This window comes from Bacillus cereus group sp. N14 (assembly GCF_016483555.1).
GTDB classification, from domain to species: Bacteria; Bacillota; Bacilli; order Bacillales; family Bacillaceae_G; genus Bacillus_A; species Bacillus_A wiedmannii.
In genome coordinates this window covers 1-17,631 of record NZ_JAEHBQ010000036.1, presented here as the reverse complement: position 1 = coordinate 17,631, position 17,631 = coordinate 1, and the positions used below count along the sequence as shown (strand labels likewise).

The following is a 17,631-nucleotide window of genomic DNA, read 5'->3' as shown; positions in this document are numbered from 1 at the left end:
CAACTTGGTTATAAATGATGTTTTCGACATAAGACACCATAGCCCTTTATATATTCGCAAGTAAAACAACATAATATCACTATGAATTTTTATAACAATATGAGTTTTTGCATATTTCAAAACTTAATATATCCTTCAAAAAAATTTAATAGTATAATATGTTTTGTCATATTCTTTTAGATTTTTCGACAAAATATAAAATAGAGAACGTATTGGGAGAAGGAATTATGTACACAAAACTATTAAAATCAATTACATCATTAACACTTATTGGTGGCGCTTTATTATATACGAATGGCAGTGATGTGAAAGCTGCTGAGGCGGGTATTTTTTCTGATGTGCCTACATCGCATTGGTAGTATCCCGCGATTAAAGATTTAGCGAGTGAAAATATTATTTCCGGTTATGGAAATGTTGCGACGAGGGAGCAAGTAGCTGCTTTAGTGTATCGAGTTATGCTACCGAATAAACAAGGCGGAACGTTTAGTAATAATAATACTCTTTACATATTAAAAGACGGATCTAAGTTTAATAATCCTTATGGTGATATTAATCAGAACTCTACGATGTTTCCTGAGGAAATTTTAATGTTAACGAATGCAGGGGTATTTAAAGGGGATGAGAAAGGGAATTTTAGACCGAAAGCTCCTGTGAATCGCGCAGAAATGGCACAAATTCTTACAAACGCTTTCCATCTTTCTGCGAAACAAAAGCATACATTTAATGATGTTCCAAATGGTTTTTGGGGTGAAAACGCTATTAGCGCAGTGCAGTCAACCGGAATTGTTTCTGGTACAGGCGAAGGGGAATTTGAGCCATCTAAAACGGTAACACGTGAACAGTATGCACAGTTTTTATATAATACTTTGAAATATAAAAAGCCTGAAGTTGCGGTGCAAGATACAGGGGATGCGGCATTATTAGCAGCATTTAAAGATGAAGTGCAAAAGCGTATTAATGCGTACGAAACGAATATTACACTTCCATATAAAACGAAAAATAGTAATCAGGAAGAAGTAATGAAGACACTTTTCAACGCCTATAAAGAAGTCGCAAGTAAAAATGAGTATACAAATTATAATAGATCGAATGTTTCATATGGCATTTCTGGATCACCTGGAAATTATACGTTTACGTTAAAGATTACATATCGTGAAACGAAAGAATAAACGGAATATGTAATGAAGCAAGCAAAGGCGATCGTTTCTTCTATTACGCAAGTAGGAATGGATGATCATGAAAAAGTGAAGGCAATTCATGATTATGTCGTAAAGCATATTTCTTACGATACGTCTTATAAAGCTGAGCCGTATAATGCGAAAGAAGGATATTCTTTAGTGACGATTACGTTTATGTAAAAAAGTAACCTAGATCCCATGTTGGATCTAGGTTGTTTTTTTATAACTTAATTTGACATATACAGTCTAACTGTATAAAATCAAACTATACAGTTTAACTATACAGTTTAACTATATAGTTTAGCTATATAGTTATCGTTACATTGGAGGTCTTTATGAATAGAGATAAAAATTTACCATTAACGGAAACAACGTATTACGTTCTTTTAGCTTTATTAGAGCCAGCTCATGGATATTTAATTATGCAAAAGGTGGAGGAACTGAGTAATCACCAAGTGAAAATTGCAGCGGGTACATTGTATGGTGCGGTTGAAAATTTATTAAAACAAGGGTTAATAGAATCGGTAAAAAGTGAAGATAAACGAAGAAAAGTGTATGTCATTACGGAACGCGGGAAAGAAGTATTGCACTTAGACTTTATGAGAATGCAGCACATTATTGAGGTTACAAAGAGTTTATTACACGTATAGTTAGGGGGAAACGATGATGTGGAGATTGAAATTCTTTTTAGACTTTGAGAAAGAGGAAAAATGGTTAGAAGAGATGGCTTGGAAAGGCTATCAACTAGAAAGCACTACATTCGGTTATACATTTAGATATACAGAGCCGGAAGATGCGACGATTAGAATAGACCATAGAGTATTTAGTAGAAAAAGTGAATTTATGAATTACTGCACGTTATTTGAAGATAGTGGCTGGGAGCATATAGCTGGTAATCGGTGGTCAGGTACGTACTATTTTAAAAAGATAAATGAAGAAAGTGAAGATGACATTTTCTCAGATCAAATGTCACGAGCGGGGAAGTATAAACGTCTATCTAAAACATTTTTAGAATTAGCGATCTGTTATTTGCCGATAGTATTCCTATTTATGTTTAATGACACGATTCATTTAGGAGCACTTGTAAATCCGAAAGAACTATATTTGACGCCAGGACTATGGGATAAGCAAGGTGTATCATTTCTATGGTCATTCTTATTTGAAACGCCATTTGCATTGATGAGAGGTTTTGCATGTTTGTTTATCCCTGCTGCAATTGTTATGTATTTAGTTTGCTCGTATAAAGCAAATCGGTTGTATGAAGAGAGAAGATGATAGGGGGGTCCCCTTAAAGCTGATGCTTTGAGGGGATTTTTTAAATTTATAGATAGAATATTTAGTAATTTTTTACATTAATTCCTTTTCTTCGTGTTTGGATGTGATATAATTTTGATAATATTCCTTAGGAGGATGATTATCATTCATATACTTTTAGGTATTATTGGAGCAATTGTTTTACTTGCTTTTGTTATCCACCCAGGCGTCCCAGACAAACGTGCCCCTCTAAAAAATAAACTTGCAGTAATCCTTCCATTGATTGTTATATCTGGTTTCATTTCATTGTATATATAATTTGAAAAAGTACGTACTTTAATTTAGTAAAAACCTCACTAGAACTACCACTATGGCTTCTTCACGATAATTATAAACTAATTCTTTTTTTCGGTTCCTACGTAATATATAAGATATACAATGTAAATTTTATTGATATGTTACACCGGCTTAGCATGTAGTTTTACCTTTAATTAATAGCTTGTTCTTTTATTAATCGCTGCATGGACTAGAAAAAGATCTAATATAAAAGACCAGCATATAAACTATTGTATTTCTCAATAAACAAAACAATTTAATGTGGTAAAATAACAATTGGATGGGAGTCCAATACATATTATTAAAATTAAGATGGTTCAAGTCAGAGAAAGGCACCTTAGGGTGTCTTTTTCTTTTTTCTAAATGACAGTTTTGCCTTAAAGAAGATAAATTTTCAATTGATGATTACCATGAATATATAGATAAAGTTCATCCATATATTTGTAGAAAGGGGGAATTCAAATGAAGAGAGAGGATAATAAGATTGGTCATTTTACATCTGAAAAAGGAAAAAAAGACTTTCAAAGTGCCTACGATGAATCAATGGCACTTCTTCCACAACCTAACGATACGAAAGATATAGAAACTACATATGGTACAATTCGTACGTATTACTTTACTAAAGAGGAAAATAAAAATAAGGAACCAATACTCTTACTCCCTGGACGAGGTGCATCTACTCCAATGTGGGTACCCAATTTAGAAGGGTTAAGGGAGAAAAGGCCTGTTTACACAATAGATTTACTCGGTGAACCTGGAATGAGCGTGCAAACGAAGGTGATTGAAAACCAAAAACAACAAGCAGAATGGTTGAATGAAGTAATTGAAGGATTAGGTTTAGAAAAAGTACATATCGTGGGTGTCTCCATTGGAGGTTGGACAGCAATGAACTTGGCCAGATATAATCCTGAGCATATTGCTACGGCTAGTTTAATGGATCCAGTCTTTGTATTTGCGCAAATATCCATAAAGATGATTCTAGCATCTATTCCAGCTTCCGTCCCTATTGTGCCTAAGTTTATAAGAGAAAAGATGTTAAGCTATGTTTCTGGAGGAGCAAAAATAAATGACGATGAACCTATCGCTAAGTTAATCGAGTCGGGTATGCGTAACTATAAACTGAAAACACCAGCACCTGATCTATTTAGTAAAGAAGACTTAAAAAATATCAATGTTCCAGTGCTTGCCTTAATGGCTGAAAAAAGTACAATGCATAATTCAGTAAAAGCAGTTGAATCTGGAAAAAAATACGTTAAAGATATAGATATAGTGAACTGGAAAAATGCATCTCACGCCATCAATGGTGAGTTCTCTAACGAAGTTAATGCGAGGATCCTTGATTTTATAGAAAAACATTCTAATGATAACTAAGTTGAATGTGGAAAATATATTGTAATAACAACTTTATCTATTTTCATGGATATGTATAATTACATAAAAATTCAGAGGAAAAGAGAGTATACTTTCTTATTGTGTAATAAAGATAAGGCCCGCCTACGGAAATAGGTGGGCTTTTTTTTACATATAAAGAAAAGACACTCACATGAGTGTCTTTTCGATAGTTTTTTAGCAGAAGCAAGCAGCTCCAACGATGATTAATAAAATAAACAATACAACTAATAAAGCAAATCCTCCGGCGAAGCCACAGCCGCCACAACTACCACCAAAGCCCATCATAGTTCCTCCTTTTAATAGGAGGGGAAAACTAAAGGTTCACTCATGTGTTTTAACGGATTCAATTTACTTTATGCTTTTACGAATGAATGGAGCAGGTTCTTTTCAAAATAGATTTATTTATTCTTAGAAAGAGTTCAAGGGCAAAATAGGAGAATCTATATTATTCATTAAGAGGGAATAAGTGAAAAATAAAATATCCAAAAATACAGATGGAAATCCGCTTTTATACCTTTCATTAAAATAATACTAGCATTATATATTATAAGGAATACTTGTCCTTAATTGTAAATGAAAGGGGGGAATTGATATGAGTTATGGCTATGGTCATCCTCCTGGAAAATGTCATAAACATCACAATGAAACTTTGTCAACGGGTGTATTACGTAGACATTCCGCTACGTTGTTTCTTACTGTGGAAGCTATGAATGTTGATCCAGATGATACTCATACAGTAACTGTTGAAATGTTTGATTGGTCATCGGGTTCTCCGGTATTGTTACCATTAGTAGACCCTTCAACACAAACATTGGCACCTAATCGATATGTTACTTTTCGTTCAGCAGCTCTTCCTCCAGGAGTTTTTGCTTATGAAGTAAGAATCATTCGTTCGAAAGATAGAGATGTTGTTACGAATGTTTTTGGTCTTAGTGCAATCGTATTTAACCCACAAGAAGGAAATAATGTTTTACAACATGATTTAGCAAAATTAGACCTTAAATAGATTTTGTAAAAGTCCATTTATTGGACGTGATTAAACAAAAGGGTAGAATTATATCCTGCTCTTTTGTTTTAACATCAACTATATTAGAGTTTTAAAAAAATCTTTCATCATTTTAGCATCTTTAATGTTCACCGTCACACCTTCTACTTTATCTTTCTTCTCATCTTTAGCAATCGTAATTTGCTCCTTATTATCAACCCAAACAAGAAATTCTTTTTTTGCGTCATCTTTATATGTAACGGTTATAGTAGAATGTGCAGATTCTCTCTTTTTTTGATCTAAAGTGATTGTTTTAGGTGTTCCATTTTGAACTGCTGAAACGATAGATTGTATCATTTCTTCGTTATCTGCTTGAGATTTGGAAGTAGTATGATTTGTTGTTTGGAGTATTTCAATGTCTGTAATATTAGCGGAATTTAATTGAAAGGTATTTTTTGTATGTTCTTGCTTAACTTGTGAAGCTTTATCTGTAGCCGAGGTACTTGTACAACCTATTAAAGTGAAAGATAGAGCGGTTAGAGCGCATATATAAGTGATTTTTTTCATAGTATCCCTCCTTACGAAAAAAATACAACAATTTTCTGTTAATTGAGGTAGTAATTGTAAGGGAGAATACGAGATGTTTTAAAGTGGAAAATTAAGCTGTGCTATTCTCTATAAAAAAATCTAAATAACTTTTTTCATATTTTATGTTTAACATTTCGAAAATGGGTGTATTACATATAATATAACAAATAATTCATTTTAAAGGAGGAAGTTAAAGATGGAAACGAAGTATAGTAAACCTTTTGTATATGAATTTATTACGGAGAAAGAGGTCATGAATGCGGCGAATGATCTAGTGAAGAAAGGGATAGACCAAAAAGATATTTACGTATTAACACATGAGAAAGATAGGACAGATAGAATCGCAGACAATGCGGACGTGAATACAATTGGAATAAAAGAGGAAGGACTTGGGACAAGCATTATTAACGTCTTTCAAAAAACGGGAGATCAGTTAAGAAATAAGATGCAAGAGTTAGGGCTTAATGAGGAAGAAGCAAACTTCTATGAAGAAAAACTGGATGAAGGGAAAATCTTGTTATTCGTTAAGGATTTAGAAAGAGTCGGTGAATGGTTACAAGAAAGAAGATGCATGTATTCTATTTAAATTTGTATCCTTTAAATCTATAAATCTATTACGAAAAGGAGATTAGAAATATGAGTGAGAGCGGGCTAAAAGAACAAATTACTGGTAAGGTTGAAAAGAAAAAGGGCCAAGTAAAAGAAGGAATTGGTGAAATTACAGAAGATAGAGAGTTGAAAAATGAAGGGAAGTGGGAGAAGACAAAAGGAACGATAAAAGAAAAAGTCGGAAAAGTGAAACAAAAGATAAGTGATGGATTGGATAATAAAGAATAATACATGTTTATCAAGCTTTGGTTACATACCAAAGCTTGATAAATCCAATATAAAACGAATATAGGAGGTTTAATTGTGGGACTTATTATTACGTGTATTGTAGGTGGACTTATTGGTGCGTTAGCTGGAATGATTACAGGAAAAGACTTTCCTTTAGGTATAGTTGGTAATATTATTGCCGGATTAATCGGATCTTGGGTAGGTAGTGCGTTATTTGGTCATTGGGGTCCTGAATGGGGAGGCATCTTTATTCTTCCAGCTTTATTAGGTGCAATCGTCTTTATTTTAATCGTTACATTCTTTTCTAGAATGCTGCGGAAAGCGTAAGTATTATAATGAATAGTAATCTTAAGTTTATTATATATAGCTATAAAGTTAATAAACTGATAAATATACATAAAAAAGCATCCAATTAAACTAATTTGGATGCTTTTTTAATGTAATCTTCATAGGAATGAGTGGAGGATGAAGAACCCCCACTCATTAAAATTACACTTTCTATTATGTATTAAACCATCGTTACTTTTTCACAATTATTTATTTTTACGACCTGCCTTGGTTCTATATGAGATAAGTCATCGCTATTACCTATATCCACTACAATTGTATTCGTTAGTATGTTAATAATGGAACCAACTAATTTTGTAGCATGATCGTGTCGATAAGAAAATTGAACAAAATCTCCCTTTTTAAAGTTGTGCTCTTCCATAGATAGATCCCCCTAAAAATAATGTTTATACATTATACATACACAAATTTATAAGGTTTAAACATTTGGTAGTATTTTTTTTAGTGTTAAGCTGAGAAAGGTGTAGAAAATTTATTTATAATTAAAATGAAAAAATATGTTTAAAACTAATTTTTATGGGTAATTAAATAGTAGTAGTTTGAGATAAGGGGGCGGAAATGATGAATTTGGCAATAAATATTTTGCAAAATGATGTAGGTTATACAGTACAACTTAATGGTGAGATTGATGCATATACGGCATCAGATTTAAAAAATAAGATCATGCCTATTGCAAGTGAAAAAGAGGTTCATATTGTAGTAGATTTTCATAACGTAGATTATATGGATAGTACAGGTTTAGGGGTTTTTATAGCGCTATTAAAAGCAGTTAAGAAAAATGATGGAAAACTAGAGTTTATTGGTGTATCTAAAAGGTTAAAAAGATTATTTGATATTACAGGACTAACAGAAATATTAAATTTGAATTCCGATTTTGAAAAAGTAGAAAGAAGGTGACTAGGGATGATGGAGAATTTTGAAACGATAGAAATGAAAATTCCTGCAAAAGCAGAATATGTGGCTATTATTCGTTTAACAATGGCTGGTGTTGCGAATCGAATGGGCTTTGCTTATGACGATATAGAAGATATGAAAATTGCTATTAGTGAAGCTTGTACAAATATTGTACAACATGCATATAAAGAAGACGTTGGAGAAATTACAATTGTCTTTGGTTTATATGAAGATCGATTAGAAATTATGGTTGCGGATAATGGGGTTAGCTTTAATTTTAATAACTTAAAAAGTAAAGTTGGTCCGTATGATATTAATAAACCAGTAGAACATTTGCCGGAAAATGGTTTAGGTTTATATTTAATAAATACGTTAATGGATGATATACAAATTATGCATGATGAGGGCATGACAGTTTTAATGACAAAATATATACAAAGAGAGCAGGTGGAGAATGATGGAAATCCAATCTCAACCTACAAATCTTACTAAAGAAGACGTTATTAAACTAATTGCAGAATTCCAACAAAACCAATGTGATGAAGCGCAGGAAAAATTAGTTAATCACTATAAAAATCTCGTACATTCCATTGCATATCGCTATTCAAAAGGTGGGCCGATGCATGAGGATATTATACAAGTAGGAATGTTAGGGCTCTTAGGCGCAATAAGAAGGTATGATTATTCGATAGGGAATGCTTTTGAGCCATTTGCAATACCTACGATAGTAGGGGAAATAAAAAAGTATTTACGTGATAAAACTTGGGGTATTCATGTTCCAAGGCGAATTAAAGATTTAGGCGGGAAGATTAAACTTGCGATAGAGGAGCTAACAGATCACCTGCAACGTTCACCGAAGATTATAGAGATTGCAGATCATTTAGGACTATCCGAAGAGGAAGTGCTAGAAATTATGGATGCGAAAAATAATTATAGAGTATCTTCCTTAGATGATGTAGTTGAAAACTCATCTGATGGCAGTTCGGTAGCGAGAATTGAATCTGTAGGTGAGGTAGAGCAAGGATATGAAGAGACAGAAAGACGTCTCGTTTTAAAGGATATTTTTAACGTATTAAATGATACGGAAAAGAGTGTTATTCATTATATATTTGGTGAAAATTTAAATCAAAAGGATACAGGGGAACGATTAGGTATTTCACAAATGCACGTTTCTCGTATTAAAAGACAAGCGATAAGTAAATTGAAGCAAGCGGCGTTTTTAGATACATAAAAAAATTTAAAGAATTATGTTTAAAACATGAGAAAAGGGGTAGTTATTAAGTATAGGAGGAGATATAAAAATGTCACACGATGTGAAAGAACTAATCGAAGGATTGAATGAAGATTTAGCAGGAGAATACTCGGCGATTATTATGTATAACCATAATGCAGCTACAGTTTCTGGTATATATAGACAAGTGTTAAAACCTTTCTTTGAATCTGAAATTAGTGATGAACAAGGACATGCCCTATATTTAGCGGAGAAAATTAAGACGTTAGGTGGTACACCTACTACGATCCCTTTACCAGTGAAACAAGTAGAAGATGTTAGAGAAATGTTAGAAGAAGCTAGGAAGTCAGAATATGAAACAATTAAGCGTTATGAAATGAGAAAAGAACAGGCAGCGAAGTTAAATATGACAGAGTTAGTTGTAAAGTTAGAAGATATGATCGCAGATGAAACAAATCATATGGAAGAGTTAGATCGTCTTTTAAGTGATAAAGCAATGGTGTTAAATTAAAAGTGGAAATTTATAGAGTGAAAGAACAAACTCTCATTTCTGGGGGTTTGTTCTTTTTCTGTGTAAAAAATATGTTTGAGTAGGAAATTTTCATTTTATAACTGAGTATGTAATACTAGAAAAATAGAAAATGATAATAGATTTACATTTTAAATACGAAAAGGGGAAATAACTTGTGTCCATTTTAATTGTCGATGATAATCCGGTTAACATCTTTGTAATTGAAAAAATTTTAAAACAAGCCGGATATCAGGATCTTGTATCGCTGAATTCTGCACAAGAGCTTTTCGAATACATTCATTTTGGAAAAGATTCTTCCAGGCATAATGAAATAGATTTAATTCTATTAGATATCATGATGCCTGAAATTGATGGACTTGAAGTTTGTAGGCGATTACAAAAAGAGGAGAAGTTTAAAGATATTCCTATTATTTTTGTAACAGCTTTAGAAGATGCGAATAAATTAGCTGAGGCTCTTGATATGGGGGCAATGGATTATATTACGAAACCTATAAATAAAGTTGAATTGTTAGCGCGTATGCGTGTAGCATTACGCTTGAAATCGGAATTAAATTGGCATAAAGAACAAGAAGAAAATCTTCGAAATGAACTAGATTTAGCTACACAAGTACAAAGAAACTTATTAAGTAGCCCATTAAGAGAAGAGCATATAAAAATTGAAGCAAGTTACTTACCTTCATTTAAACTAGCTGGAGATATGTATTATTGGTATAAAATCGATGAAAATCGCTACGGTATTATATTATTAGATGTGATGGGACATGGTGTATCTGCTTCATTAGTTTGTATGTTTATTTCGTCTGTATTACGTGAAACGATTAAATGTTTAATCGATCCAGAACTCGTTATTAAAGACTTAAATAAATATATGACTCTTTTACATAATGAGAATGACAACATTCCATATTATTTTACAGCGATATACTTAGTAGTGGATACAGAAAAGAGAACAATTGAATATGTAAATGCAGGACATCCTTCTGGATACGTTTTAGTTGATGAAACAAATGTAGTTGAACTAGATCGCGGGAGTTGTGCAGTAGGATTTTTTGATGAAATAAAAGTTCAGAAGACAGTTATACCTTTTGAGAAGAACGCTCAAATCGTATTGTTTACAGATGGTGTACTTGAAGCAATTGCAAATGATGAATTTGAGTCTGAAGAGAAATTACGCACTTTTACAGAAAGAAAATGGGGAGATTTAGAAGAAGAGATAGAAGGGTTTTACAAGGAAGAACAGAAGAAAGCACAATCAGATGATATGTGTCTAATTATGATACAAACGAATGCGAAATAAAAAGCGTATGAAATCCAAACAAAGGATTTCATACGCTTTTATTGTATTTTTTGATAAATTTGTTCGTTAGGATTAAATTGGATATAATGCGGCATTATATTTGAGAAACGAAGAGTTTCTTTATTTCCTAAACATAGGAATCCATTGTGACCTAAACTTTCATAAAATAGTTGCTGTACTTGGTTTTGAAGTTTACCTGTAAAGTAAATTAAAACGTTACGGCAAAGTATAATATGAAATTCGTTAAAAGATTGATCGGTTACTAGATTATGCTGCGCAAAAATAATGTTTTGTAAAAGAGATGGATTAAAATAAGCAAAGCGATTATCTGTTGAATAATAGTTAGAAAATGCTTGTGTACCGCCAGCTTGTAAATAGTTTTTCGTATAAGTTTGCATTTTATTTAACGGAAGGATGCCTTGTTTTGCTTTTTCTAACACATTTGTATTCATATCTGTTGCGTAAATAACAGCTTTTTCACTTAATCCTTCTTCGTGAAGTAAGATAGACATTGATAATACTTCTTCACCGGTTGCGCATCCAGCATGCCAAATTCTAATTTCAGGATACTTTTTTAATTCAGGAATGACATGCTCTCTTAGCGCTTTAAAAAAGTTAGGGTTACGGAACATTTCAGTTACGTTAATGGAGAAATCATTTAATAACTGTTCTAAAACCCCTTCCTCATGAATTACTTTTTCAATTAATTTTGAAATGGTAGGGATATGAGAAATCTGCATTCGATTACAAATTCTTCTATAAATAGATGTACGAGCATATTGGCGAAAATCGAAGCCAGATAGTTTAAATACCGCTTCCAATAGTAATTCAATTTCTAAGTTCGTGCGCTTATCCATATCGACGGATGGATCAAAATTATAATACTTATTTTCCACTTAAATTAAACCTCACTTATTTTATTAACCATACACTCATTACTGAATAGAGTTGATGTAAATTTAATGGTTTACTTATATAATCTGAAGCGCCAGCAGATAAACATTTTTCTTTATCATTTGGCATTGCTTTAGCAGTTAATGCAATAATAGGTATTTCATGTAACCCTAAATTCATTCGGATATGTTCCATCGTTTCATAACCGTCCATATTTGGCATCATAATATCCATTAAAATAAGGTCGATATTTGTATTACTTTTTAGTATTTCTAAACACTCTATGCCATTTTGTGCAGTAATAATGTTAGCATGTTGTTTTTTTAATGCATTTTGTAACGCAAATATATTTCGATGATCATCATCGACAATTAAAATGGTTTTCTCTTGGAAGACGTTATTAGTTTCTGGGATAACGATAGTTTCCTCAACAACTTCAGCAGGAATAACTTCATCTACTGTTGCTGCGACTTCTAAATTGGATACTTGGATTTCATTTAATCCATTTGGAAGGTTAGGAATATATACGGTGAAAGTACTGCCTTCTCCTACATGACTCTGTAACGTAATCCAACCACCTAACAATCTAGCAAACTCTTTACAAATAGATAAACCTAAGCCTGTACCACCATACTTCCGAATCGTTGCGCCATCTGCCTGTTGAAAGGCTTCGAAAATAAGTTGATGCTGTTCTTTAGCGATACCAATACCAGTATCTTTTACTGAAATTGTTATCCAGTCCTTACTTATAGACTGCATATCATGACTCAAGTTGCTTGTTTCTATTGAATCGAAATGTAAAGAGACAGATCCTTTTTCCGTGAATTTAAATGCATTGGATAATAAGTTTTTAATAATTTGTTCAATCCGTTTTGCATCTGTGTAAAACAAATCAGGAATCGTATCACTATCTTCAACAGTAAATTCAACATTTTTTTGTGCAGCGATATGTAAGAAGTTTTGGTGCATACTTGCCGCCATATCACTTATGTTCGTTGCTTCAAAAATGACGTCTAGTTTTCCGGCTTCTACTTTAGATAAATCTAGTATGTCATTAATTAAAGTAAGTAAATCTTTCCCTGATGAATGAATGACGGTTGCTAATTCAATTTCATCATCGGATAAATGATTATCATGATTTTCTCTTAACATTTCAGATAATAGTAAAATACTATTTAATGGTGTACGTAATTCATGTGACATATTTGCTAGGAATTCTGATTTGTATTTTGAGCTACGTAACAACTCGCTTGCTTTTTCTTCTAATTCTAATTTAGTAATTTGTAAGTCAGCTGTCTTTTGCTCAGCCTCTTCAGTTCTAGACTCTAATTGTTCATTGGTTGTTCGTAATTCTTCGGCTTGCATTTGTAGTTCTTCCGCTTGCGTTTGCAATTCTTCTGATTGAACTTGTAACTCTTCTGTCATTGCTTGTGATTCATGTAAAAGAGTTTGAATTCGCATACGTCCCATAATACTATGGATTGTTAAACCTAGATTATCAACAGTTTGTTGGATTAAATCTTGATGTAAGTCTGAGATCTCAGTTACACTTACTAACTCCATTACTGCAATCACTTTATCTTCAAATAAGATAGGGACGACTAGTAGATTTTGAGGGCGTATTTCTAATAAGCCGCTAGTGACATAACGAAATTCTTCTGGTATTTCTCGAAGAATAAAGCTTTGTTTTTCTAAAGCACATTGCCCAATTAAACCTTCCCCCATTTTAATAGATTGTTTTCCAATATCAGCACCTTGATCAGCGAAAGAAGCTTTCTTCACATAGTAGACAGTTTCTTCAACTTCTTCACGTACATAGAATGCACCGCAAGAAGTTTGCGTTTTTTGTATAATTCCACTCAAAATTTTGTTACCTAACATCTCAATAGAAGATACACCTTGATACATTAAAATTAATTCTGCAAGCTCAGTTTGTAACCATTCTCTTTTCGATATTTCGTCTAGTAGGTGATTTGTTGTATGAGCAAGATCTTTTATTTCATCATGTGTATTTACATGAATTCTTTCCGTAATTTTTTCTTTAGAAGAAATGGATTTAATAGCTTGAATTACATTTTTAATCGTTTTTGTAATGGAATTCGAAATATAGAGTGAAACGATAATAGAAATACAAGAAAGTAAGAACAATAAACTGTATAACCAAAGCTCTAATTTACTATTTTCAGTATCTAATTGTGCAGCTCTTTTTTTCGTTAGTTGCTCCTCAGTGCTGCGGAAGTTAGTTACCTGCGATTGTAATGATTGAATTTGAGTCGTATCGATTGCTTGTACGTTATTATTATTGCTATTCGTAATGAGTGGATGAATCTCTTTATTAATCCAACTAGTAATGTTTTCATTAATCTGTTTTAATTTTTCTTGCTGAGAGGGGTTATCCTCTAATAGAGCAAAAAGATCTTGATAATGTTTTTCGTAATCCTTTTCCGCAGCGTTAAGGGATTGAACGTAATTTGCATCATTAGAAGTGATAAATCCTTTCGCTTTATTTTCAATTGTTAGCAATTCTTTCTCCACTTGATTCGTTAAATTAAGAACTTTAAAATCGTGATCAATAATAAAATTACGAGATTTTTGTAAACTAGAAATCTCATTGTTTAGCATAATGAAAGAAATAAGTAAGAACAAAATGATAACTAAATAACCAGCCATAATTTTGTAGCGAATACTAAATTTTGCTTTCGATTTCATTAAAAATTCCTACCTTCAAGGTTATTCAAAGTTTTCTATTGTAAAGAATGAAAAACGTAATATATATTATATCAGTTTTCATAAGGCCAAACTAGAAATCCCCCTATTGTATTAGGGGGCTCATTTTTCATAGAGGAAATCATTTTGAAATATAAAACTATATATGAAAAGTAACAATCGAGGGAATAGGGGGATCATATAACTTTTAAGAAGGAAAGAGTGTTCTTAAAGCTTTTTTTGCATCTATTCCTTCAAAGATAAATAATACAAGCTCTCTCTTTTTTACAGTAAGGAAAAAGGATACTAATGTGCTTAAGTTTTTAATAGAAGTAAGTGTTCCATGTTTACTTATAAATACATTCGTTTGAAATGTTGTCATTAAAGCATAAAAATGATGAATCTGCGTTATTGTAGGTGTTTCATTATAAAGAATAGTAGTAGATTGGATTGCATTCATCGAAATATTCCTTTCCATATAGTAAGCATAACAATATAAACATACCCGTTTTAAAAAATGTTAAACATATAAACGTAAAAAAATATAATTATAGTTTTTTACGTTTAGAAAGCGTTACGAAGGGTATACATATACTACAAAGAGATTGACTGAAGATGAATTATAAGATTTCTAGTCTATAAAAATATACTTTTACTTTAAATAAAAAGGAGTCTGGTATACATGAATGAAATGATGATTGATATTACATTTGATTTAATTTACTTGTTAAGTAGTTCGCTTGTAATGCTTTTACTATTCGCTTTTTTCATAAATGGTTATGTTAATAAGAAGATTAGTGTATACAGAAATGAAGAAAGATAAAGATACATTATATAAAACTTTAGGAGGTTAATAGTTATGAATGTAGATAGAAAAATAGTAGGTGTTTTTAGAAAAATCGATGATGCGGCATTCGTTATTAATGAATTAAAAGATAAAGGATATCCAGCTGATAATATTTCAGCTATTGCAAAGGATCAAAAGGAAATTGAACATCTGGAAGAAAAATCGGGTGAAAAAGTGAATCATGAAACTGCACATAAAGCGGATATCTTTTCAGCGACAGGGCTTGTGGCAGGAGGAGTAGCAGGCGGACTCGGAGGTTTATTAACAGGTCTTGGTATACTTGCCATTTCTGGAATGGGTCCAATCGTAGCGGCAGGACCTATCGCAGCAGCTATCGGAGGAGCCGGTATTGGCGGAGGAGCTGGAAGTTTAATAGGAGCATTTATCGGATTAGGAATTCCTGAAGAACACGCTAAGAAATATGAAGAATACATTTACGATGGAAATATATTAATTTTAGTAGATGCAAAATTAGATGATAAGTTAGAAATTTATAAAATATTTGATAAGCATAATGCTTATAACTCTGATTTCTTTAAATAATATTTACTTCACATATCAATTATGCAAAATGTAAACATAGTGAATATCGTTTTTTGATCTTACAACTTTGGCGCGGCCGAGGAGTCGTATGACTATAAGAGAGGAAGGGCTTATAGTAAAAGATCAAGTTCTATTCTGTTATCCCGCATTAACGGGCAGTAAGACCCCCACCTCAAAATTCAGTGAAAACAAAGAAGTTAGGCGGGGATCAACTGCCCGTAAAAGCCCGATTGGTTCAACTAATAATCAGTGGGGGATGCCCCCCACTGATTATTAGTTTCACTTTATTGAAAAGGAAGGGGTGTCTTTTCGTGATTGTAAAAATAGTAAAGGATAGTAGTAATAGTTTCCTTTGTACAGTTCAAAATCAAAATGGAGAGAAGTATGTGAAGAAATGGTTTCGTAAACAGAAAAACAATGAAGAATTAGGACGACCAACTTTTAAAGAAGTAGAAAAGGACTGGAAAGAAAATAGAGAATCTTTTATGTATCCCAATATTAAAGCGCTTTATTAAAATTAAACATAATGCGCGTTTTATTCTTACAAAACTGTCACATTCCTGTAAGGTAATTCAATAGATTAGTTACTTTTTCCATGTCATAATAAAGACATAAGAAAGCTAATTAAAACTACAACTTATTAGGAGAGTGTCAGTCATGATTGTAACAACAACGTCTGGAATTCAAGGTAAAGAAATTATTGAGTATATCGATATTGTAAATGGTGAAGCTATTATGGGTGCAAATATTGTTCGCGACTTATTCGCTTCTGTTCGTGATGTTGTCGGTGGTCGTGCTGGTTCTTACGAAAGCAAGCTAAAAGAAGCTCGTGATATCGCAATGGATGAAATGAAAGAACTTGCAAAACAAAAAGGTGCGAACGCTATCGTTGGTATTGACGTAGATTACGAAGTAGTTCGTGATGGAATGTTAATGGTTGCTGTAAGTGGTACAGCTGTACGTATATAAGTAAATAAACAACAGGCTCACCCCTCGAAGCTTATGCTTTGAGGGGATTTTTTTGTCCTTGCTTATTCCAAGGTCGCTTCTGTTCTTGGATTATGAATAATTGTTTCCTGCCTTGCTATAAAATTCATAAGCAAAAAAGCCAAATAAATAGCCGATTGCAGCTCCTAAACTCACTGCAAGAAGTGAATAATCTGGGAAAAACATGCCGAAAATCAAACCGATTATACAGCCAAGGAGCATTCCAATTGGTATTAAACTATCTAGTAACACTTGAGCGTTTTTTGATTTTTTCTTACCTAATGTGCCGTTGTCATATTTATTTTTAAGCCTTCCAATCACATATACTACAATACCAACGCCTTCATAACCAGGTATGTTAGGTAACGGAATTCTATGGGCATACGCTCCGGTAACAGGAATTAAGTCAGATGGATTAATTGGTCTAACTAACATACGAACGAGAACTTCATTCTCTTTTAATGGTTCTATATTTTTATATTCCACTTGTAATACATCTTTTGGGTTGCCAAACTTGTGAAATTGAATGTGTTTTCCGTGCAAGATGAATGTGCCCCTTAGTTTGATTGGGTTTATTATAGCATTTTTGGTTTGGGTGGTTATTTCATTAGTAAAAAATAAAGGGGAACAGAAAGTCGTCGTTTATCCATTTGATAAAATCGATTTCTCCTGAATACATAGTAATATAAGAAAAAGACGCTTTTGTGATATTATCCCCTTTAGGTAGACAGTGTGAAAAAGACCATGTATACACATGGATGTTACACTATTACTTGGAGGGG

At 32.6% G+C, this 17,631-nt stretch carries 24 protein-coding genes and 1 pseudogene; 18 read left to right on the top strand and 7 right to left on the bottom strand.

The genetic code is table 11. The features are described 5' to 3' along the window. Positions 1 to 227 precede the first annotated feature (227 nt). The 5 genes and pseudogenes from JDS82_RS27890 to JDS82_RS27870 form a co-directional block, all read left to right on the top strand. Positions 228 to 1,343: pseudogene (locus tag JDS82_RS27890) on the top strand (S-layer homology domain-containing protein); the annotation flags it as partial. 170 nt (positions 1,344 to 1,513) lie between these two features. Then, positions 1,514 to 1,828: a PadR family transcriptional regulator gene (locus JDS82_RS27885; protein WP_001078066.1), complete on the top strand. Its 315-nt coding sequence runs from the start codon at positions 1,514 to 1,516 to the stop codon at positions 1,826 to 1,828. 13 nt (positions 1,829 to 1,841) lie between these two features. Next, the gene (locus JDS82_RS27880; RefSeq protein ID WP_088091226.1) at positions 1,842 to 2,453 is read left to right on the top strand and encodes a DUF2812 domain-containing protein; all 612 of its coding nucleotides are present in this window, start codon (positions 1,842 to 1,844) and stop codon (positions 2,451 to 2,453) included. Positions 2,454 to 2,588: 135 nt separating this feature from the next. Continuing rightward, positions 2,589 to 2,750 carry a hypothetical protein gene (locus JDS82_RS27875; RefSeq protein WP_000583841.1) on the top strand — a complete coding sequence of 54 codons (162 nt, stop codon included), beginning with the start codon at positions 2,589 to 2,591 and terminating at the stop codon, positions 2,748 to 2,750. 480 nt (positions 2,751 to 3,230) lie between these two features. Then, a complete protein-coding gene (locus JDS82_RS27870; protein ID WP_098058773.1) occupies positions 3,231 to 4,139 on the top strand; it encodes an alpha/beta fold hydrolase in 909 nt (302 codons plus the stop codon). A 195-nt stretch (positions 4,140 to 4,334) separates the two neighbouring features. Here JDS82_RS27870 and JDS82_RS27865 read toward each other — a convergent pair whose 3' ends face one another. Continuing rightward, positions 4,335 to 4,442 carry a YjcZ family sporulation protein gene (locus JDS82_RS27865; RefSeq protein WP_000505670.1) on the bottom strand — a complete coding sequence of 36 codons (108 nt, stop codon included), beginning with the start codon at positions 4,440 to 4,442 and terminating at the stop codon, positions 4,335 to 4,337. 310 nt (positions 4,443 to 4,752) lie between these two features. On the opposite strand from JDS82_RS27865, the gene JDS82_RS27860 reads away from it, so the two are divergent. Next, positions 4,753 to 5,166 (top strand): hypothetical protein, encoded by a 414-nt coding sequence (locus JDS82_RS27860; RefSeq protein WP_000120201.1) that lies wholly within the window; start codon positions 4,753 to 4,755, stop codon positions 5,164 to 5,166. A 78-nt stretch (positions 5,167 to 5,244) separates the two neighbouring features. On the opposite strand, the gene JDS82_RS27855 is transcribed toward JDS82_RS27860, so the two are convergent. Further along, positions 5,245 to 5,712, bottom strand: coding sequence for a hypothetical protein (locus JDS82_RS27855; protein WP_071743510.1), 468 nt, complete (start codon positions 5,710 to 5,712; stop codon positions 5,245 to 5,247). A gap of 217 nt (positions 5,713 to 5,929) precedes the next feature. On the opposite strand from JDS82_RS27855, the gene JDS82_RS27850 reads away from it, so the two are divergent. The 3 genes from JDS82_RS27850 (at position 5,930) to JDS82_RS27840 (ending at position 6,897) form a co-directional block, all read left to right on the top strand. Then, on the top strand, positions 5,930 to 6,319 hold the full coding sequence (locus JDS82_RS27850) for a YflT domain-containing protein (protein WP_000448802.1): 390 nt from the start codon (positions 5,930 to 5,932) through the stop codon (positions 6,317 to 6,319). A gap of 50 nt (positions 6,320 to 6,369) precedes the next feature. Beyond that, positions 6,370 to 6,570 carry a CsbD family protein gene (locus JDS82_RS27845; RefSeq protein ID WP_029442042.1) on the top strand — a complete coding sequence of 67 codons (201 nt, stop codon included), beginning with the start codon at positions 6,370 to 6,372 and terminating at the stop codon, positions 6,568 to 6,570. 75 nt (positions 6,571 to 6,645) lie between these two features. Beyond that, a complete protein-coding gene (locus JDS82_RS27840; RefSeq protein ID WP_000522901.1) occupies positions 6,646 to 6,897 on the top strand; it encodes a GlsB/YeaQ/YmgE family stress response membrane protein in 252 nt (83 codons plus the stop codon). A gap of 181 nt (positions 6,898 to 7,078) precedes the next feature. On the opposite strand, the gene JDS82_RS27835 is transcribed toward JDS82_RS27840, so the two are convergent. Then, positions 7,079 to 7,279, bottom strand: a complete 201-nt coding sequence (locus tag JDS82_RS27835; protein ID WP_060489142.1) for a hypothetical protein — start codon at positions 7,277 to 7,279, stop codon at positions 7,079 to 7,081. A gap of 197 nt (positions 7,280 to 7,476) precedes the next feature. Between JDS82_RS27835 and rsbV the strand changes: the two genes are divergently transcribed. The 5 genes from rsbV (at position 7,477) to JDS82_RS27810 (ending at position 10,872) form a co-directional block, all read left to right on the top strand. Further along, positions 7,477 to 7,815 (top strand): anti sigma b factor antagonist RsbV, encoded by a 339-nt coding sequence (gene rsbV / locus JDS82_RS27830; protein ID WP_001986277.1) that lies wholly within the window; start codon positions 7,477 to 7,479, stop codon positions 7,813 to 7,815. A gap of 6 nt (positions 7,816 to 7,821) precedes the next feature. Next, the gene (gene rsbW, locus JDS82_RS27825) at positions 7,822 to 8,304 is read left to right on the top strand and encodes an anti-sigma B factor RsbW (protein ID WP_071743512.1); all 483 of its coding nucleotides are present in this window, start codon (positions 7,822 to 7,824) and stop codon (positions 8,302 to 8,304) included. Then, the gene (gene sigB, locus JDS82_RS27820) at positions 8,267 to 9,043 is read left to right on the top strand and encodes an RNA polymerase sigma factor SigB (RefSeq protein WP_002108732.1); all 777 of its coding nucleotides are present in this window, start codon (positions 8,267 to 8,269) and stop codon (positions 9,041 to 9,043) included. Before rsbW ends, sigB begins: the two co-directional genes overlap by 38 nt. Before the next feature lie 70 nt (positions 9,044 to 9,113). Further along, positions 9,114 to 9,554 carry a ferritin-like domain-containing protein gene (locus JDS82_RS27815; protein WP_000017750.1) on the top strand — a complete coding sequence of 147 codons (441 nt, stop codon included), beginning with the start codon at positions 9,114 to 9,116 and terminating at the stop codon, positions 9,552 to 9,554. A gap of 175 nt (positions 9,555 to 9,729) precedes the next feature. Further along, positions 9,730 to 10,872 (top strand): fused response regulator/phosphatase, encoded by a 1,143-nt coding sequence (locus tag JDS82_RS27810; RefSeq protein ID WP_061672067.1) that lies wholly within the window; start codon positions 9,730 to 9,732, stop codon positions 10,870 to 10,872. A 38-nt stretch (positions 10,873 to 10,910) separates the two neighbouring features. On the opposite strand, the gene JDS82_RS27805 is transcribed toward JDS82_RS27810, so the two are convergent. From JDS82_RS27805 to JDS82_RS27795, 3 genes are all read right to left on the bottom strand, one after another. Next, positions 10,911 to 11,768, bottom strand: coding sequence for a CheR family methyltransferase (locus tag JDS82_RS27805; protein ID WP_000429028.1), 858 nt, complete (start codon positions 11,766 to 11,768; stop codon positions 10,911 to 10,913). 16 nt (positions 11,769 to 11,784) lie between these two features. Then, complete coding sequence (locus JDS82_RS27800; RefSeq protein ID WP_000836699.1) at positions 11,785 to 14,475, bottom strand: ATP-binding protein; 2,691 nt, start codon at positions 14,473 to 14,475, stop codon at positions 11,785 to 11,787. A gap of 205 nt (positions 14,476 to 14,680) precedes the next feature. Beyond that, the gene (locus JDS82_RS27795) at positions 14,681 to 14,932 is read right to left on the bottom strand and encodes a hypothetical protein (RefSeq protein ID WP_000991708.1); all 252 of its coding nucleotides are present in this window, start codon (positions 14,930 to 14,932) and stop codon (positions 14,681 to 14,683) included. Positions 14,933 to 15,154: 222 nt separating this feature from the next. On the opposite strand from JDS82_RS27795, the gene JDS82_RS27790 reads away from it, so the two are divergent. The 4 genes from JDS82_RS27790 to JDS82_RS27775 all read left to right on the top strand — a co-directional run bounded on the left by JDS82_RS27790 (position 15,155) and on the right by JDS82_RS27775 (position 16,831). Continuing rightward, positions 15,155 to 15,295 (top strand): hypothetical protein, encoded by a 141-nt coding sequence (locus JDS82_RS27790; RefSeq protein ID WP_001004565.1) that lies wholly within the window; start codon positions 15,155 to 15,157, stop codon positions 15,293 to 15,295. 36 nt (positions 15,296 to 15,331) lie between these two features. Further along, positions 15,332 to 15,862, top strand: coding sequence for a general stress protein (locus tag JDS82_RS27785; protein ID WP_001100079.1), 531 nt, complete (start codon positions 15,332 to 15,334; stop codon positions 15,860 to 15,862). Positions 15,863 to 16,173: 311 nt separating this feature from the next. After that, positions 16,174 to 16,377: a DUF4028 family protein gene (locus tag JDS82_RS27780; protein WP_048566992.1), complete on the top strand. Its 204-nt coding sequence runs from the start codon at positions 16,174 to 16,176 to the stop codon at positions 16,375 to 16,377. Positions 16,378 to 16,519: 142 nt separating this feature from the next. Next, positions 16,520 to 16,831 (top strand): YbjQ family protein, encoded by a 312-nt coding sequence (locus JDS82_RS27775; protein ID WP_000637510.1) that lies wholly within the window; start codon positions 16,520 to 16,522, stop codon positions 16,829 to 16,831. Positions 16,832 to 16,921: 90 nt separating this feature from the next. Here the strand turns inward: JDS82_RS27775 and JDS82_RS30460 are convergent, their stop codons facing one another. Further along, entirely contained in the window at positions 16,922 to 17,335 is a 414-nt protein-coding gene (locus tag JDS82_RS30460) for an alcohol dehydrogenase catalytic domain-containing protein (RefSeq protein ID WP_370766402.1), read from the bottom strand. Between the last annotated feature and the right edge of the window lie 296 nt (positions 17,336 to 17,631).

What these genes read in the sequence shown, in the direction of transcription:
- JDS82_RS27875 (WP_000583841.1), top strand. Translation starts at nt 2,589, where the DNA reads ATGATTATCATTCATATACTTTTAGGTATTATTGGAGCAATTGTTTTA.
- JDS82_RS27865 (WP_000505670.1), bottom strand. Translation starts at nt 4,442, where the DNA reads ATGGGCTTTGGTGGTAGTTGTGGCGGCTGTGGCTTCGCCGGAGGATTT.
- sigB (WP_002108732.1), top strand. Translation starts at nt 8,267, where the DNA reads ATGATGGAAATCCAATCTCAACCTACAAATCTTACTAAAGAAGACGTT.
- JDS82_RS27855 (WP_071743510.1), bottom strand. Translation starts at nt 5,712, where the DNA reads ATGAAAAAAATCACTTATATATGCGCTCTAACCGCTCTATCTTTCACT.
- JDS82_RS27790 (WP_001004565.1), top strand. Translation starts at nt 15,155, where the DNA reads ATGAATGAAATGATGATTGATATTACATTTGATTTAATTTACTTGTTA.
- JDS82_RS27885 (WP_001078066.1), top strand. Translation starts at nt 1,514, where the DNA reads ATGAATAGAGATAAAAATTTACCATTAACGGAAACAACGTATTACGTT.
- JDS82_RS27870 (WP_098058773.1), top strand. Translation starts at nt 3,231, where the DNA reads ATGAAGAGAGAGGATAATAAGATTGGTCATTTTACATCTGAAAAAGGA.
- JDS82_RS27800 (WP_000836699.1), bottom strand. Translation starts at nt 14,475, where the DNA reads ATGAAATCGAAAGCAAAATTTAGTATTCGCTACAAAATTATGGCTGGT.
- JDS82_RS27785 (WP_001100079.1), top strand. Translation starts at nt 15,332, where the DNA reads ATGAATGTAGATAGAAAAATAGTAGGTGTTTTTAGAAAAATCGATGAT.
- JDS82_RS27860 (WP_000120201.1), top strand. Translation starts at nt 4,753, where the DNA reads ATGAGTTATGGCTATGGTCATCCTCCTGGAAAATGTCATAAACATCAC.
- JDS82_RS27845 (WP_029442042.1), top strand. Translation starts at nt 6,370, where the DNA reads ATGAGTGAGAGCGGGCTAAAAGAACAAATTACTGGTAAGGTTGAAAAG.
- JDS82_RS27815 (WP_000017750.1), top strand. Translation starts at nt 9,114, where the DNA reads ATGTCACACGATGTGAAAGAACTAATCGAAGGATTGAATGAAGATTTA.
- JDS82_RS27835 (WP_060489142.1), bottom strand. Translation starts at nt 7,279, where the DNA reads ATGGAAGAGCACAACTTTAAAAAGGGAGATTTTGTTCAATTTTCTTAT.
- JDS82_RS27880 (WP_088091226.1), top strand. Translation starts at nt 1,842, where the DNA reads ATGATGTGGAGATTGAAATTCTTTTTAGACTTTGAGAAAGAGGAAAAA.
- rsbV (WP_001986277.1), top strand. Translation starts at nt 7,477, where the DNA reads ATGATGAATTTGGCAATAAATATTTTGCAAAATGATGTAGGTTATACA.
- rsbW (WP_071743512.1), top strand. Translation starts at nt 7,822, where the DNA reads ATGATGGAGAATTTTGAAACGATAGAAATGAAAATTCCTGCAAAAGCA.
- JDS82_RS27850 (WP_000448802.1), top strand. Translation starts at nt 5,930, where the DNA reads ATGGAAACGAAGTATAGTAAACCTTTTGTATATGAATTTATTACGGAG.
- JDS82_RS27795 (WP_000991708.1), bottom strand. Translation starts at nt 14,932, where the DNA reads ATGAATGCAATCCAATCTACTACTATTCTTTATAATGAAACACCTACA.
- JDS82_RS27775 (WP_000637510.1), top strand. Translation starts at nt 16,520, where the DNA reads ATGATTGTAACAACAACGTCTGGAATTCAAGGTAAAGAAATTATTGAG.